The organism is uncultured Tateyamaria sp., assembly GCF_947503465.1.
Classification (GTDB): domain Bacteria; phylum Pseudomonadota; class Alphaproteobacteria; order Rhodobacterales; family Rhodobacteraceae; genus Tateyamaria.
Window position 1 is genome coordinate 67635 of the sequence record NZ_CANNDN010000006.1, and the last position, 15518, is coordinate 83152.

13 protein-coding genes are annotated in these 15518 nt (G+C 64.0%); 8 read left to right on the plus strand and 5 right to left on the minus strand.

Features of this window, described 5'->3' with window-relative positions:
• Positions 1 to 131: 131 nt before the first annotated feature.
• Both Q0844_RS20490 and bchO read left to right on the plus strand, forming a co-directional pair.
• A complete protein-coding gene (locus tag Q0844_RS20490) occupies positions 132 to 1775 on the plus strand; it encodes a magnesium chelatase subunit D (protein ID WP_299049038.1) in 1644 nt (547 codons plus the stop codon).
• A gap of 3 nt (positions 1776 to 1778) precedes the next feature.
• Entirely contained in the window at positions 1779 to 2651 is an 873-nt protein-coding gene (gene bchO, locus Q0844_RS20495; protein ID WP_299049041.1) for an alpha/beta fold hydrolase BchO, read from the plus strand.
• Positions 2652 to 2740: 89 nt separating this feature from the next.
• Here bchO and Q0844_RS20500 read toward each other — a convergent pair whose 3' ends face one another.
• Both Q0844_RS20500 and Q0844_RS20505 read right to left on the minus strand, forming a co-directional pair.
• Positions 2741 to 3793, minus strand: coding sequence for a ParB/RepB/Spo0J family partition protein (locus tag Q0844_RS20500; RefSeq protein ID WP_299049044.1), 1053 nt, complete (start codon positions 3791 to 3793; stop codon positions 2741 to 2743).
• Positions 3790 to 5094 (minus strand): AAA family ATPase, encoded by a 1305-nt coding sequence (locus Q0844_RS20505; protein WP_299049046.1) that lies wholly within the window; start codon positions 5092 to 5094, stop codon positions 3790 to 3792. The genes Q0844_RS20500 and Q0844_RS20505 overlap by 4 nt, the downstream gene beginning before the upstream one ends.
• A 514-nt stretch (positions 5095 to 5608) precedes the next feature.
• Here Q0844_RS20505 and Q0844_RS20510 point away from each other — a divergent pair.
• A complete protein-coding gene (locus tag Q0844_RS20510) occupies positions 5609 to 6292 on the plus strand; it encodes a hypothetical protein (RefSeq protein ID WP_299049048.1) in 684 nt (227 codons plus the stop codon).
• Positions 6293 to 6307: 15 nt separating this feature from the next.
• Entirely contained in the window at positions 6308 to 6820 is a 513-nt protein-coding gene (locus Q0844_RS20515; protein ID WP_299049049.1) for a DinB family protein, read from the plus strand.
• A gap of 168 nt (positions 6821 to 6988) precedes the next feature.
• On the opposite strand, the gene Q0844_RS20520 is transcribed toward Q0844_RS20515, so the two are convergent.
• The 3 genes from Q0844_RS20520 to crtD form a co-directional block, all read right to left on the minus strand.
• Positions 6989 to 8665, minus strand: a complete 1677-nt coding sequence (locus tag Q0844_RS20520; protein ID WP_299049051.1) for an adenylate/guanylate cyclase domain-containing protein — start codon at positions 8663 to 8665, stop codon at positions 6989 to 6991.
• 244 nt (positions 8666 to 8909) lie between these two features.
• A complete protein-coding gene (gene crtC / locus Q0844_RS20525) occupies positions 8910 to 9782 on the minus strand; it encodes a carotenoid 1,2-hydratase (protein WP_299049069.1) in 873 nt (290 codons plus the stop codon).
• Complete coding sequence (gene crtD / locus Q0844_RS20530; RefSeq protein ID WP_299049054.1) at positions 9779 to 11317, minus strand: 1-hydroxycarotenoid 3,4-desaturase CrtD; 1539 nt, start codon at positions 11315 to 11317, stop codon at positions 9779 to 9781. The genes crtC and crtD overlap by 4 nt, the downstream gene beginning before the upstream one ends.
• A gap of 97 nt (positions 11318 to 11414) precedes the next feature.
• On the opposite strand from crtD, the gene Q0844_RS20535 reads away from it, so the two are divergent.
• The 4 genes from Q0844_RS20535 (at position 11415) to Q0844_RS20550 (ending at position 15481) form a co-directional block, all read left to right on the plus strand.
• Complete coding sequence (locus Q0844_RS20535; RefSeq protein WP_299049056.1) at positions 11415 to 12296, plus strand: polyprenyl synthetase family protein; 882 nt, start codon at positions 11415 to 11417, stop codon at positions 12294 to 12296.
• Positions 12293 to 13408: a methyltransferase gene (locus tag Q0844_RS20540; RefSeq protein WP_299049058.1), complete on the plus strand. Its 1116-nt coding sequence runs from the start codon at positions 12293 to 12295 to the stop codon at positions 13406 to 13408. The genes Q0844_RS20535 and Q0844_RS20540 overlap by 4 nt, the downstream gene beginning before the upstream one ends.
• A gap of 132 nt (positions 13409 to 13540) precedes the next feature.
• Complete coding sequence (gene bchC / locus Q0844_RS20545) at positions 13541 to 14476, plus strand: chlorophyll synthesis pathway protein BchC (RefSeq protein WP_299049070.1); 936 nt, start codon at positions 13541 to 13543, stop codon at positions 14474 to 14476.
• Between the two features lie 3 nt (positions 14477 to 14479).
• Positions 14480 to 15481 carry a chlorophyllide a reductase iron protein subunit X gene (locus Q0844_RS20550; RefSeq protein WP_299049061.1) on the plus strand — a complete coding sequence of 334 codons (1002 nt, stop codon included), beginning with the start codon at positions 14480 to 14482 and terminating at the stop codon, positions 15479 to 15481.
• Positions 15482 to 15518 lie beyond the last annotated feature (37 nt).

Below are 15518 nucleotides of genomic sequence, written 5' to 3' on the forward strand. Positions count from 1 at the left end.
GCACCGCCCCCTCTCCCCCAAGGGGAAAGGGCTGGGGAGAGGGGCGCGCAACACCCTACATCCCTCACCCCCCGTAGGGTGGGCAATCTGCCCACCACCCCTACCGTCCCAACCGCACCAAACCCCACGACATGACCGCCCACAGCTGGCATAACGCGCATCTCGCGCTGCGCCTGCTGGCCCTTGACCCCGCAGGCCTCGGCGGTGCGGTTGTCCGCATGCGCGCCAGCCCCGACCGCGACGCGTTGCTGGCCGGTTTCACCCCTGCCCTGCCCCTTCGCAAATTGCCCATCTCCATCTCAGACGAACAACTGTTCGGCGGCATCGACCTCAGCGCCACGCTGTCATCCGCTCAAGTCATTGAAAATAAATCATTTTTTCACAGGCCTTGTATCGCTCAAATCCCCATGGCGGAACGCTGCCCCCCGGCCCTCGCCGCCAAGCTTGCGCAGCTCGCAGATCAGTCTCTAACACAGGGCTTTTTGCTCCTCGACGAGGGGATCGAGCCTGACGAACGCGCCCCCGATCCCCTGTCAGATCGCTGCGCCTTTCACCTCGAACCAACGGGTCGAAAACCATCTGTCCCCGCGGGGACACCTCAATCTGTCCCCGCGGGGACAACGGTCAATACCGCCGACGCCATCATGCAACTGACCTTGCTCGCCACCCGTTTCGGCATCGCGTCCCTCCGCGCCCCGACCCTTGCGCTGCGCACTGCCCGCGCCCACGCGCGGCTGATGGGCCGCGACCATCTCACGGACGCCGACCTCGACGTCGCCGCGACCCTCGTCTACCCCCACCGTGCAACGGTCATCCCCGAAGACATCGAGGCGGAGGATAGCCCACCTCCCCCACCCCAAAACAACGACTGTCCCCGCGGGGACAGCGAAGAAAACGACGCCATCCCCGACGCGGACATGCTGGTCGATGCCGTCAAATCCCTGCTGCCCCCCGACCTCCTGAACGGACTTGTCCCCGCGGGGACAACCCGCACATCTGGTGGCGCGGGCGCCGGTCAAAAGCGCACCAGCAACCGCCGTGGGCGCCCCCTGCCCTCGCGCCCCGGTCGCCTGGACGGCACCGCGCGGATCGACCTGATCGCCACCCTGCGCGCCGCCGCCCCCTGGCAACCCCTGCGCCGCCAGCAGCAACCGGACCGGACAGGCCTGCTCATCCGTCCGTCCGACATCCGGCTGAAACGCTTCGCCGAACAGTCCGACCGCCTGCTGATCTTCACCGTGGACGCCTCCGGCTCTGCCGCAGTGTCCCGGCTGGGCGAAGCCAAGGGCGCCATCGAACTCCTGCTGGCCGACGCCTATGCCAGCCGCGACCACGTCGCCCTCATCGCCTTTCGGGGGACAGAGGCAGAAACCCTCCTGCCCCCCACCCGGTCGCTTGTGCAGACCAAACGCCGCCTGTCGGCCTTGCCCGGCGGCGGCGGCACGCCGCTTGCCTCGGGCCTGCAACACGCGCTCCTGCTTGCCCAGCACACCAGGGGCAAGGGGCTCACGCCCACTGTCATCCTGATCACCGACGGGCGCGCCAACATTGCGCTGGACGGCACCGCCAACCGGGCCCAGGCCGGCGCAGACGCAACGGCCATGGCAACCGCCTTGCGCGCGACCGGCACGACATCACTGGTGATCGACATGTCGAACCGGCCCCAGCCCGCCCTGCAGGATCTCAGCCGCGCCCTGGACGCGCCCTACGTGCCCATGCCCCGCGCTGATGCGCAGCGGCTGAGCGGCGCCGTGGCATCCGCGCTGGACGGCTGATCCATGGACTGGTCGCAGATCAAATCGTGGCCCAATTCCAACCTGTCCCGGCGGGGACACGGACCTGTGCATCGCTGGCATATTCAGGAGGCAGGCGCAGGCAAGACGGTCCTCATGCTGCATGGCGCGGGCGGGTCGACGCATTCCTATCGCGGCCTGATCCCGACGCTCGCCCAGGACTTTCGTGTGATCGCGCTGGACTTGCCCGGACATGGGTTCACCCAGTTGGGCGCCCGGCACCGGTGCGGCCTGGATGCGATGGCCGAGGATGTGAAAAAGCTGTGCGACCACGAAGGCTGGACACCGGACGCGATTGTCGGGCATTCGGCAGGCGGTGCGGTGGCGCTGCGCCTTGCGGAAAGCGATCTGTCCCCGCGGGGACAAACGCCACTGGTGATCGGGATCAACGCCGCGACCGAGCAGTTCAAGGGCATCGCAGGGCTGCTGTTTCCCGTCATGGCAAAGGCCCTGGCCGCCGTCCCGTTCACGGCCTCGCTGTTCTCGGGCGCGTCCGCCAGCCCTGACCGGATCAAGGCCCTGATCGGTTCAACAGGGTCTGTTCTGGATGCCGAAGGGTTGGACCTGTACCGGCGGCTGGTGGGCGACCGGAACCATGTGGACGGAACCCTGCTGATGATGGCGCAATGGAAGTTGAACCCGTTGCTTGCCCGCCTGCCGGATCATCCTGCGCGGGTGCATCTGCTGGTTGGAGACAAGGACACAACCGTGCCGCCGGCGGTGTCGCGAAATGCGGCGGCACGCATGCGGGATGCCACCGTGCACATGCTGGATGGCCTGGGGCATCTGGCCCATGAAGAACAGCCCTTCGAGACCGCGCGCATGATCCGCGATATCATCCGGGACGCGCTGCGATAGCGATCTGTCCCCGCGGGGACACCCAGTTTTTGTCCACAAAAAAGCCCGCCAGATCGGCGGGCTTTTGCATTTGTCCCCGCGGGGACAGATCACAGATCAAGCTGATCCAGCAGGGCGCGCACCGCCGCTTCGAGCTTGCGCGGATCGAGGGAACCGAAGTCGCGGTTCATCTGCAATTCGATTTTGCCCTTTGCGCCGATGACCTTCACCGCGCCGGCCTTGCGGTTCAGCTTGATCGTCGTCTTGGACGAGGTTGAGGGCGCGGCCTGTTCGCTCACCGGTTTGGGGGCCACGACCTTGTTCAGCACGGCCAGCTCGGCCACGGCGTCGTTGGGCTTTTGATGTTCCAGCAGCACGTTCAACTGCTGGGCTGTGCGCGGCTGTTCTTCGAGCGCCTTGATCAGCTTGAGACCAAGCGCGCGGGGGATCGCTTCGGGGTATTGCAGCCGGTGGCCCAATTGATCCATCAAGAGACTGAAACTGCCTATGTAGTGACGCTTTTGCCGTCCGGCAGACGCAAAGAGAACCGCGATGGCATCGTTCAATTCAAGATCCATCTGACGGGCGTAGCTGGACGCCAGCTGGCCCATCTCGGCGAAGGAGATATCGCGCCGGACCATGTTTTCGTCGACCATGCGGCGGTAGAGTTTTTCGAGTGCTTCGCCCTTGGCCACCAGCACGGCCGGGATGGCGGCGTATTTTTCGTCGCCCGTCTCTTCATACAGCGATTTATAGGCGCTGAGACGGCGGAAACCCTGGATCAACTCATACCCTTCGCCGGTGTCCTCGACCTGGATCGGGTTCGACAGTCCCAGATCGCGGATCGAAGTTTTCAACTCTTCAAGGTCCGGGTCGCGATTGGTGCTGCGGTCGCGCGTCAGCTTTTTCATCGCCACGTCCCCAAGGGGAACGCGGGCCACAATCGCGCCATCCCTTTTTAGAGACACATATTCGTGGGCAAGCCGGTCATTCTCGGCGCGAATCTCCGCCTCTGCCGAGTGGCGTTCGCTGAGAGCCGTGGCGTTTTCCGAGATGGCGGCAGCCATGGGGCCACGGCGGGTTTCGGGGGCAGGGGCCTCGGCTGCGTCCTCGGGCCCTGCGCCCGGTTCAAAATCAATGTCGAATACGCGGCGTTTGCTCATGCCTCATCCTCCAGTTGGTCCCAGGCTGTTCCCAGGTTCGTTTTGAATTCTTCATAAGCCCGGTCAAAGGACGCGCGGGCGCGGCGCCAGGTTTCGCGGGTCATGTCCCGGTAATCTATTTCGTAGATACTGCTGAGGAATCGCCCTGACTGCTCGACGGCGCGGGTCATTTCGATCGGGTGTTCGCAGACGCGGTCGCCGAACACCTTTTGGAAGGCACCCTGCATGGCGCGATGCAATTCGTTGCCCGGCTCGAACCGGGTGAGCAGGAAGCGGAGGTCGAGGAAGGTCTTGGGCAAGGTCATTGTCCCCGCGGGGACAAGCCCGTTGAAGCGCGACAGATCTTCGAGCGCTTCGGACAATTGGCCGATGAAGGACGTGGTGGAATCGTATTCCCAGTAGCCGGGGCCGGAGGGGATGTAGAGCACGTCGGCGGCGAAGACCGCGTTCATGGACTGGTAGCCGATGGCGGGCGGGCAGTCGAACAGGATGAGGTCATAGGTGTCGGCCGCGATCTGGTCGAGGAAGCGCGAGACGGCGGCGAAGAAGGACCATTCGGGGTTGATGTGCCGGTATTGCGCGGAGGCAAATTCGACGAAGGCGGCGTTGGCGCAGCTTGGCACGATGTCGATCGTGGGCCAGTTCGTGGGCTTGATGAAGTCGCTGGCGCGCAGGTCATTGAGCCCCATGTCGGTGATTGCCGCAGGCAGCTTGCGTTGGGGCAGGGCGGTGCCTGATTCCGCGCCGCGCAGCGCGGAGTTCATGCGGTCCGTCTCGAACCCCAGATCGCGGGCCATGATGCCCCAGACGGTGTATTCCTCGGCCACGTCCGACAGGCCCATGGAGTGGCTGAGCGTGGCTTGCGGGTCGAAATCGACGCAGAGCACGCGGTAGCCGTCGAGGGCGGCGGCGTGGGCGAAGTGCAGCGCCGTGGTGGATTTGCCGGCGCCCCCCTTGAAGTTGGCGATGGCGGCGCGGATGGCGCGCTTGTTCACCGGGCGGTAGGGCATCATCGACTTGCGGTTCACCTTGATCCGGCGGCGCAACTCGTTGATTTCATCGAGGGAGTACCAGCGTTGGCGGCCGTCTTCCTCGACCGTGCCCTGGGGCAGGGAAGGGTCGGCGGCGAGGCGGCCGCGCAGGGTGGATTGGTTGGCCTTGAAGATCAGTTCCGCCACTTCCCAGCTTGAGAAACGGCGGAGGGTCTTTTCGCTTTCGGGCGAGTAGGTTTGCTGGCGGATGAACCCCTGCATCTTGAGGGATTGCGCCTGAAGCTGGGCGAGGTCTGTGTGCGTAAACATGCGCTGCCTGTTGATGTGTCCCCGCGGGGACAGGTGGTGTCTTGCCCCTGCGGGGGCATCTTGTGTGTCCCCGCGGGGACGCTTTTTCTGCTGGTTTCCAGATTTACGCCGATTTTGCGGAAAAAGCAAAAGGGGAATAGTGTTGTCCCCGCGGGGACAGATCGGGCGGGGCGTTCAGGTTACGGCAAGGTATCTGGTGATTCTCTGAACACCGCGTGCGTTGGGGCAGGGGCCCAGATTTTGGGGGACACTTTTTCGGGTGCCCCCACCTATTGAGTGACAAAAGCCGTGAAATAGGGGACAAACAGGATGTCCCCCAATACCATATCAACCTGTTTTTCTTTTGATTTGGGTTTGGGTCTGACGGGGTATCCACATCCGCCCTTGACAGAATCGCAGCCAAGGACGCAAATCAGGGACAGAGACGGAAAAGCGGCCAGAACCGCGGGGAAACCCACCGTTGGCAGGTGTTGTTCGGGGCAGCCCGGACCATTCAAGGAAAATGAGGGCAGGAATGCAAACGCTGAGGCTGGTGGGCCGGGGCGCGTCTGCGCGCAAATATGACATACTGACGGCCCTGGGCGCGTTCGCGCTGGCGCAGGGCAAGCACGAGCAGCGGCGGGTGCTGCGGCTGATGACGCTGGTGACGGCGCGCTACAACTGGGCGCGGGACGAGCTGGCCGTGGGGCAGCGCGAGATTGCGCGGTTGTGGTCGGTGGATGAACGCACGGTGAAACGCGAGATGGCGCTGCTGCGCGCGCGCGGCTGGCTGGTGGTGAAACGGCAGGGCGCGCGGGGGCGGGTGTCGGAGCATGGGCTGGACCTGGAGCGCGTGCTGGCCGATACGGAAGCGTATTGGGCGGCCGTTGGGCCGGATTTCGAGCTGCGCATGGGAACGTCCGAGGATGCCGCGCCGAAGGTGGTGCCGTTGCCGGTGAAGGGGTCCGTGGTCGCCCCGGACGTGTCGGGGGGCACGGAATGGTCGCTGGCCCAGGCGGTGTTGCACGGCGAGGACGCGGGGCTTTATGCGTCGTGGATCGCGGGGCTGGAGCGGGTGGAGCGCGCTGGCGGCCGGTTGACCCTGCGCGCGCCGTCGCGGTTTCACGGGGCTTATGTGCAGACGCATCTGGAACGGCGGGTGCTGGCGGCGTGCCGGGAGGTGGATGGGGATGTGTCGGAGGTGCGGATTGTTGTGTAACGGGGGAGGTGCGCAATGAATGCGCACCCTACGGCGTTCGTGGACCATCTGCGGCTGATGGCGCGGTACAATGCGTGGCAGAACGCATCGCTTGTCGCGGCCGCCGATACGCTGAGCGACGACGACCGGTGGCGGGCGCGGGGGGCGTTTTTCGGCTCTGTTGCGGGGACATTCAATCATGTGCTGTGGGATGATGCGTTGTGGCTGGCGCGCTTTGCGGGGGATGTGTGGCCCGAGTTGAGCGTGCCGGTGTCGCTGGAGGCGCCGCGGGACTGGGAGGCGTTCAAGGCATTGCGGGTGGCACGGGATGCGGAGGTGTCGGCCTGGGCCGCGAGCTTGGTCGCGGCAGATTTGCAGCGTGTGATCGCGTGGTATCCCGGGGGAGGGGATGTGCGGGTCGAGAAGCCTGCGGCGGTGTGCTTTGCGCATCTGTTCAATCATCAGACGCATCACCGGGGGCAGGTTCATGGGATGTTAACGGCGGCGGGGGCCGTGCCGGGGCCGACGGATTTGCCGATGTTGGGGTAGGGGGGAGCCGTTGATTGGGGCGCTGCCCCAAACCCCGTCGTATTTTTGGTCGGAAGAAACCGGGGGGGTGGCTGTTGAAGAGATCGACCGGGATGCACGAAGGTCCGGAGTGCGGGACGAAGCGGTCATCTGACTGAATTAACGATTTCTCACTTTGACCGCGGACCATTATTCGGGAAGACCCGCCATTCGCAATCCTTCAAAGTAACGTTTACCGCCCTCAGATCCGCCATAATCGTTCATGGCTTTCCATGACGAAATTGTTCGGTCAGGCACCAGTTCGCGATACTTCGTAAGCGCAGCTTCGGCGCGGTCCGGTTGGTCGGTAAGAGCGTAAGCCGAGGCGAGGATTGAATGGAAAGTGGGATATGTGCTTGATAGTTGCAGACCTTCCTGAGCCACCGAAATTGCAAGCGCGTCGTCGCCCAGTTGGAGGGCTGCAAGTGCTGTGCCACCTTTTGCCGGCACCGAATATGGGTGGAAGTTACCGAAGCGCTCGAATTTTCGGAAGCAATCCAACGCAGTTTCGGCTTCACCACACCAAATCGCGGACCAAGCCGATACCGAAAGCACATTCGCGTCCGAAGGATTGCGCCGAAGAGCGCCGGCAATCGCATTCCGTAGTGGTGCTGCATCGAGATTTGATTGAAAATCCGCAAGTGCTACTGCGACGCTGAGTATTGTGCTTTGGTCTGTAAGGTGACGGCTACGCTCTACCCAATCTTGAAAATGCTCCTCAAAGAAAGGGCGCACAATTTCCAGTCCGACCGTCATACCGGCAAATGCCGTCCAAATCGCTTCGCCAAAAGCGTCAGCGAGGTTCGGGTCCTTTTCCATCGCAAGCATATAGGTCGTCAATGAGTCGGCAAATGACTGCGCGTCACTCATGCGCATTTGCATGAATCCCCTCACGAGACACTCCTGAGCCGTTCGCTCTGCCACTGGAATGCGTGCAAGCCGGTCACTCTCTGCGTCCAGCATCTTGGTTATGACCTCAAGTGATATGGTTTCACCGGTAGTGTCCTGCCAGTCGAAACTGTCTGCCAAATTCCCTTCAAGCTTGTTTGCCCAAATCTGTTTGCCCATTGGTTCGAACAATCGGCCTTCCAGCCGAAGGCGGTCACCACGGGAACGCAGCGCAATCTTCAGGGTGTAGTCGCCTGGATTGGCTTGTTCCTGCACGGCAACGACCAGCCAGCGCACCGCTGTCAATTTATCATCCAGATCGCCTGTCAAGCCTTCTGCCAGTTCCTGAACGTCGACGCGTTCGTCAGACGTTGTGACAGGCAATATCGAAAGATGTGAATAGCCGGATGAACGCGCGTGCACAGATTGAAGGGGCGGCCTGCCCAAAGTCGCCGTCTTTGTCCAGATTCGCAGGGGTCTGGCGATGTTTTTGAGCTCTTGCTGACCAGCATCGTCAAATGATGGGGTCAGGGTACCGTCAAGACTTGAATAGGCCGGGTCAGATATAGCTATGCCCCCGGGTTCGGCCCATCCTTCCAATCTTGCAGCGACATTGACCCCATCACCAAAAATATCATCTTCTTCGTGGACAACGTCACCAATATGGACGCCAATCCGCAATGCCAGCAATTCATGTCCTGAAACGCGGTCCTGAATTTGTATAGCGCAGTTTACTGCTTCCACGGCTGAACTAAATTCAACCAGCCAGCCATCACCCATAGATTTGACGATTTTGCCATGATGCCCGGCCACCGTTGGGCCAAATACTTCAGCGCGAAATGAGCGCAATGCCGCAAGCGCAAGGGTTTCGTTTTCTCCGACTAAGCGGGAATAGTCGGCGATGTCTACTGCAAGGATTGCGGCCAGTCGACGTTCCATATGCAACCTTGGAAACCAATGCTAGGACGGCATTATTGCACGTCGGGATTTGATCGAAAACCCCTGCAAACCAAGCGACGTTTTCGCCCTAAGATGCCAAACTTTGCGGAAGCAAATGATGACTGCTTCGGGCTCACTCCGGACATTCGTTCTTTGATCGTTGCCCCATGATGGTGCGCAGTGAATGCGCACCCTACGGGCGTTGTGGCGTGCCGTAGGGTGTGCGTTTATCGCGCACCGATCCTCAGGAAAACGTCCACTTGGCCCGTCTTGGCACCCGCACCGCCAGCATCGGTTTGAGCAGGGGGGAGCGGAAGCGGCGCAGGTCGAGCGCCTCGTGCACGCCTGTGGTGACTTCGCCGTTCAGGGTCGTTTCCACCGCCGAGCGGGAATAGAACGGCGCGTCGAGCATGTTCTGGACCTGTTTGGCCCGCGCCCCCGCATCGCCGCGTGTTTCGCGCTTGACGGCCCAGAGCGAGCGGCGGATGGGGGCCTTGGGCGGCAGCGGGATGTTGCGGGCAGTGCCGTCTGCGTCGAACTGGAAGCCCGCGGCGAGTTCGGAGCCGTCGAGGCGGGTGGCGTCGTAGAAGCAGGTTGCGCCCTCGCCTGTCGGGTAGCGGCCCCAGGTCCAGTAGGAAAAGTCTTCTTCCAGCGCGCGGGTGCCGAAATTGGCGTCGAAGTACCCTTCGCCCGACCATTGCCAGCCGGGGCGGTCGATATCGACCTCGATGCGGCTGCGCGGGGCGAAGGGGCGCCAGATGTGGCTGTCGTCCGGTGTGAGCGCGAGTTCGACATTTGTGAGCGCGGAGGGGATGACGCGGATCTGGCCGCGGAGGCGCGAGATGAGCGGTGGGGAGGACACCTCGTCGATGTCGATGATCAGCGTGTCGTCTTCCCAGCGCATCATCGACGGGCCGACCTCGAGCCGGGAGGCGGTCTGGCGCAGCGCTGATGCGCCCCGGTCCGTCATGGTGAACCGCCCGCCGCGCCCGTAGGTGGCGACGTTGATGCAGACGTGGTTTTGCGGGTTTCTGCGGCCTGACCAGCGGTACCAGGGCGAGAAGACGGAGCCGATGAAGCCGATCACCGACACCGCGCGGGTGCCGCAATCGCTCAGGCCGTCGACATACCACCATGCGTAGCCGTTGGGGCCAACCTCGATGTTGAAATTTGGTCGCTCAAGATCGCCTCTGCCGCGTGCCGGGCGGAGAGGGTCGCCATCGGCACGCCCGCCCCCGGATGTGTCCCGCCCCCGGCCAGGTAGAGGTTCGGGACCGCCGTGCGCGCGGTGGGGCGCTGGAGCGCTGCTGTCAGCCCGTGGGGTGTCTGGCCGTAAAGCGCGCCCAGTGTTGCCGGGAACATCCGCGCGAAGGCTTGGGGCGTCGTTATCGTTGTCGTATCCGGGGTCGGCGTGAACCTGATCCCGTGCTGCGCCATCTGGTGCGTGATCTGATGAAGCCATGGGGAGAGGTCCTCGGGTCTGGTGTCCGCCGTGGCGGGGGCATTGGTGATGATCTCGAAGCGTTCGAGCGGGGGCGGCGCGGTGCCCTGACCGCGGTCGAGGGCGCAGATGTAGAAGCTGGGGTGGTCGGGGATGCGGCCTGCCATGAGGTCGCGGAATTCGGCCTGCGCGTCGGCGGCGAAGACCACGTTGTGATGGGCAAGGTCGGGGCCGTGGGGAGTGGCCGCGAAGCTGAGCACGCGGGCGGAGAAGCTGCGTTTGGCGCGTGCCGTCTGGGGCGCGATGTGGGCCGTGCCTGCGCCAAGGGCACCGATGGCGAGCGCGCGGGGGTCGCCTGCGTGGACCAGCACGTCGCAGGGGATCCGGGTGCCATCCGCAAGCTGGACGGCCTGCGCCGTGCCGTTCCGGATGTCGATGCAATCCACGTGGGCATCTGTGATCGTGTCCACGCCGTTGGCGTCCAGCAGGCGGGCCAGCGCCTCGGTCAGCTTGTGCATGCCGCCCTGCACGACCCAGACGCCTTGCGCCTCGGCCTGCCAGATTAGGGACAGGAGGGCGGGGGCGTGGGTCGGGCTGCCGCCCACATAGGTGGCGTAGCGGCCAAAAAGCTGGCGGAGGCGGGGGTCGCGGAAGCTGCGCTTCAACAGGCCCTTGAGCGTTGAGAGCGGGGCCATCGCGGGGATGAGGTGCGGGTGTGTCAGCACGTGTTTGGCAAGCGCCGACAGCCGCGGTTCGGGCGCCTGCATCATCGGCGCGTCGAACGCGGCAAAGAGCTGGCGGGTGCGTTTCGTGAACGTCAGGAAGTCCTGCACCGCCGCAGTGCCGCCAAAGGCGCGCAGGGCGTCCAAATTGCTGTCTTCGTCTGAATAGAGACTGAGTGTGCTGCCGTCGGGCCAGAAGTGCCGCGCCAATTCGTGTTGCTTGATCAGCGTGACATGATCATCGAGCCGCGTGCCCAATTGCGCAAAGAGGTCGTCGAAGACGTGGCGCATGGTCAGCACGGTGGGCCCTGCATCTATGGGCCCTGCGGCCGAGGGGAGCGTGCGGATTTTGCCCCCCACCTGACCGTGCCGTTCCAGCAGCGTCACGCCATAGCCCGCTGCCCGCAGTCGGACGGCGCAGGCCAGGCCGGCGATGCCTGCGCCGATGATCACGGCGCGGTGCGGGGTGGGAGATATGACATGGACCATGCCGGGAATATTGACTCGTGACAGGGTATGTGTCCAGTATGGTTTACACTTTGGTGTCGCGCCAAAGTGACATGCACACCGAATGGGAGCGCCGCATATGGGCCTGAGCACACGGATCGAAGCGGCAATTGCCGAGGCTGTGGCCGCAGGGCAGGGGGCCGGACGGGCCACGCCGCCCAAGCTGGCCAGCGCGCTGCACTATGCAACGGCCCCCGGCGGTGCCCGCATCCGACCCACCATTCTGATGTCCGTCGCGATGGCCTGTGGCGACGACCGCCCGACCATCTCGAACGCGGCGGCCTCTGCGCTCGAGATGATTCACTGCGCATCCCTTGTCCATGATGATCTGCCCTGTTTTGACGATGCTGACATGCGGCGCGGCAAGCCGTCTGTGCACAAGGCCTATTCCGAACCCCTGGCGGTACTGGCGGGCGACAGCCTGATCGTGCTGGCCTTCGAGACGTTGGCACGGCAGTCGGGTCTGGCCCCTGACCGGGTGGCGCAGCTGATCATCACGCTGGCGCAGCGCACCGGCATGCCCGGTGGCATCTGTGCCGGGCAGGGATGGGAGAGCGAGGATCAGGTGGATCTGTCCGCCTACCACCAGGCCAAGACCGGGGCACTGTTCATTGCCGCAACCCAGATGGGGGCCATCGCGGCGGGGCAGGAGGCCGAACCGTGGTTCGAGTTGGGCGACCGCATCGGCGAGGCGTTCCAGGTGGCCGACGATTTGCGCGACGCCCTTTATGACGAGGCGACGCTGGGCAAGCCTGCGGGTCAGGATGATCTGCACGGGCGGCCCAATGCCGTCACCCAATTGGGTGTGCAGGGGGCGATTTCGCGCCTGAAGGATATTCTGGGCGGGGCCATCGCCTCGATCCCGTCATGCCCGGGTGAGGCGCAGCTGGCCGAGATGGTGCGGATGTATGCCGAGCGGTTGACGCCCGTCGTGTCGCCAAGCCGTGTGCCGGGTGAATGAGCGCCGAGGCGCATGATCTGCCCGCGTGGCGGGGCGGTTGGCTGAACCGGCTGGTGGCCAGGCCCGGCTTTCAAAGCTGGGCCAGCAAGTTTCCCCTGACACGGGCGCGGGCGCGCGCCGACGGCGCGGCGTTGTTCGATGTCGTGCAGGGCTTTGTCCAAAGCCAGGTGCTGATGGCGCTGGTCGAATTGGACCTGTTCCGCCGGTTGCGTGCGGGGCCGCAAAGCGCCGGGGCGTTGGGCCGCGCATGCGATGTGCCCGAAGATCGGATGCAGGTGCTGTTGCAGGCCGGGGCTGCGCTGGGGCTTTTGAAGCGCAAGCGCGACAGGTTCGCGCTGGCCCGCAAGGGCGCGGCGTGCATGGGCGTGCCGGGCCTTGAGGCGATGATCCGGCACCACAGGGCATTCTATGATGATCTGCGGGATCCCGTGGCCCTGTTGCGGGGTCCGGACGAGACACAGCTGAGCCGGTTCTGGCCCTATGTCTTTGGCGGTGACGTGGATGCGGGCGATGCCGCGATCTATTCCGACCTGATGGCGCAAAGCCAGCGGTTGGTGGCCGAGGATACGCTGCGCGCCGTGTCGTTGAAGGGTGTGCGGCATCTGCTGGATATCGGCGGTGGCACGGGCGCGTTTCTGGAAGCGGCGGGCCAGGCCAACCGCGCGATGCGGATGACCCTGTTTGATCTGCCGCCCGTGGTGCCTGATGCGCAGGCGCGGTTTGATGCGGCCGGCATGGCCGACCGGGTCACGATCGCGCCGGGATCGTTTCGGGACGATTTCCTGCCGGACGGCGCGGATGCGATTTCGCTGATCCGCGTCCTGTATGATCATTCGGACGATACGGTGCGGGACCTTCTGGCGAAAGTGCACGACGCCCTGCCGCCCGGTGGCCGCCTGATCGTGTCCGAGCCGATGGGCGGCGGGGCGCGGCCCGAGCGGTCGGGCGACGTGTATTTCGCATTCTACACCATGGCGATGCAGACGGGCCGCGCCCGGTCCGCGGCCGAGATCGGGGCGCTTCTGGCGCAAGCGGGCTTTGCCACTGTGCGCAGTCCGGCCCCGGCCCGCGCCTATGTCACGCGCGTGATGACGGCGGTGCGTCCAGATTGATTGACAGATAAGTGTCTAATCTAATTGACACATGAGACTGTCCAACTAGAATGACAGTAAGCGACAAAGTGCTGCCCTGAGTCTCTTTCATCGAATCTTGGGCAATCGCGGCAAATGAACATGGAGACGATCTTGGACACTTCCGCCGTCCTTCTCAAAGGTCCCAGGGATCTGGATGTGGATACGCTGGCGCTGACTGCGCCGGGGGCGGGTGACCTGGTTGTCGAGGTGACGCATTCGGGGATTTCGACCGGAACGGAGAAGCTGTTCTGGTCGGGCGAGATGCCCCCCTTTCCCGGCATGGGCTATCCGCTGGTGCCCGGCTACGAGGCCGCCGGAGAGGTGGTCGAGGCCGGGCCGCTGACGGGCTTCAAGCCGGGCGACCGCGTGTTCGTGCCCGGATCGAATTGCTTCGAAAATGCTTTTGGCCTGTTTGGCGGTGCCGCGAAGACGCTGGTGACCGACAGTGAACGTGTGACCCGCATCGATGCGGGTCTGGGGGCCGAAGGTGCGCTGTTGGCGCTGGCCGCCACCGCGCGCCATGCCATGGCCGGAATGAACAAGGCGGTGCCCGACCTGATCGTGGGCCACGGCGTTCTGGGGCGGCTGCTGGCCCGGTTGACGATCGCATCCGGTGCGCCCGCGCCAATGGTGTGGGAGATCGACCCCGCCCGCCGGACAGGCGCGCAGGGCTATGAGGTTCTGCACCCCGAAGATGATGAACGCCGCGATTACCGGTCGATCTATGACGCGTCGGGGCAGGGTGACCTGCTGAACGATCTGGTGGGCCGTATCGCCAAGGGCGGCGAGATTGTGCTGGCCGGGTTCTATTCGGCGCCGCTGAGTTTCGCCTTTCCGCCCGCCTTCATGAAGGAGGCGCGGTTCCGCGTGGCGGCCGAGTGGACCCGCGAGGATCTGGCCGCGACCCGCGCGCTGGTGGAATGCGGTGCGCTGCGGCTGGACGGATTGATCACACATACGCGCCCCGCCGCTGACGCGCGCGCGGCGTATGAACAGGCGTTCACCGATGGCGCCTGCCTGAAAATGATTTTGGATTGGGAGAACTGAACCATGAAAGACGAGGTTCCTAATCTGAAGGATTTCGATCAGCGCCTGAAGGACGAGGCCAACGAGGATCTGGCCGATGTGCTGCCGACCGAGGCCACGAAGAAGACGCAGATCATCGCGATCTATGGCAAGGGCGGGATCGGCAAGTCGTTCACCCTCGCCAACCTGAGCCACATGATGGCCGAGCAGGGCAAGCGCGTGCTGCTGATCGGCTGTGATCCGAAGTCGGACACCACCAGCCTGCTGTTTGGCGGCAAGGCGTGCCCCACCATCATCGAGACATCCACGAAGAAGAAGCTGGCCGGCGAAGAGGTTGCCATTGGCGACGTCTGTTTCAAGCGCGGCGGTGTGTTTGCAATGGAGCTGGGCGGGCCGGAAGTGGGTCGCGGCTGCGGTGGCCGGGGGATTATCCATGGCTTTGAACTCCTCGAAAAACTTGGCTTCCACGATTGGGATTTCGACTATGTCCTTCTGGATTTTCTCGGAGATGTGGTCTGTGGCGGTTTCGGCCTGCCCATCGCGCGGGACATGGCTCAGAAAGTGATTTTGGTCGCGTCGAACGATTTGCAGTCGCTGTACGTGGCCAACAACGTCTGTTCGGCGGTGGAATACTTCCGCAAGCTGGGTGGCAATGTGGGCGTGGCCGGGCTGGTCATCAACAAGGATGACGGGTCGGGCGAGGCGCAGGCCTTTGCCGAGGCGGTGGACATCCCCGTGCTGGCGAGCATTCCGCAGGATGATGACCTGCGCAAGAAATCCGCGAATTACCAGATCGTCGGCACCGATGCCTCGCAATGGGGCGCGTTGTTTTCTGAGTTGGGTGAGAACGTCGCCGTGGCCCCGCCCGTGCGCCCCGCGCCGCTGAGCCAGGACGGGTTGCTGGAGCTGTTCGACGGGTCCGAGACCGGGGCCGGTGTCACGCTGGAGCCTGCGACCGACATGGACATGCGCGGCAAGAACGCGGCGCCGAAGGAAAGCCTTGAGGTGATCTATGACGAGGCGTGAGCATGCGTGTTTCGGATCGCTGCTGCGATCCGACCGG